An 865-nucleotide genomic window follows, 5' to 3' on the forward strand; every position below is an offset into this window, starting at 1 on the left:
CAAGGTAGCCGTACCGGAAGGTGCGGCTGGATCACCTCCTTTTAGGGAGACCCACCTTGGGAGTCCTCAAGTAACGAGTGGACGACCAGAGGTTATCCCAGGTCGGTCAGGGTTGAAGGGATGGTTGACTGAGGTTCTGGTGGCGAGGGATGGGCTATTAGCTCAGGTGGTTAGAGCGCACCCCTGATAAGGGTGAGGTCCCTGGTTCGAGTCCAGGATGGCCCACTGCCTGGTGGGTAAGAGTTGGCGAAGGGGAGTGGGTCAGGTCTGGGCTGGGGGTATAGCTCAGTTGGTAGAGCGCTGCCTTTGCACGGCAGAAGTCAGCGGTTCGAGTCCGCTTACCTCCACCATTTTGGGGTTGAATCCAGCCGAGGAACGACCGGGCTAAGGGTCTAGGGAGAGAGTTAAGAGATCCTTAGCCGGGTTGAGCCGGCAAGCACTTTGAAAACTGCATAGCAAGAGAGAGAGGCTTCTAAGCCTGCGAGAGAGGCAGGGCATCTGTCTGTCTAGCAGCTTGGGAGCAAGACGCAGGTAGGACACCAATGAGTGCGGTCAAGTGAAGAAGGGCGCACGGTGGATACCTAGGCACACAGAGGCGAAGAAGGGCGTGCTACCGACGAAACGCTGCGGGGAGCTGGAAGGAAGCGGTGATCCGCAGGTACCCGAATGGGGCAACCCGGCAAGGCGAAAGCCTTGTCACCCTTAGCTGAATCCATAGGCTAAGGGGGCGAACGCGGCGAACTGAAACATCTTAGTAGCCGCAGGAAGAGAAAACAACCGTGATTTCCTTAGTAGCGGCGAGCGAACGGGAAAGAGCCTAAACCGCTTAGCTACGGCTAGGCGGGGTTGTGGGACGGCCAAGGGG

2 tRNA genes and 1 rRNA gene are annotated in these 865 nt (G+C 58.0%); all 3 read left to right on the forward strand.

Annotation, left to right across the window (positions count from 1 at the left end):
* Nucleotides 1-151 precede the first annotated feature (151 nt).
* Nucleotides 152-225 (forward strand) — tRNA-Ile (locus tag NW835_RS02320).
* 49 nt (nucleotides 226-274) lie between these two features.
* Nucleotides 275-350: transfer RNA gene (locus NW835_RS02325), tRNA-Ala, on the forward strand.
* 200 nt (nucleotides 351-550) lie between these two features.
* Nucleotides 551-865, forward strand: a 23S ribosomal RNA gene (locus tag NW835_RS02330); the annotation flags it as partial.

Source organism: Synechococcus sp. OH2, assembly GCF_047462155.1.
Lineage (GTDB): Bacteria > Cyanobacteriota > Cyanobacteriia > Thermostichales > Thermostichaceae > Thermostichus.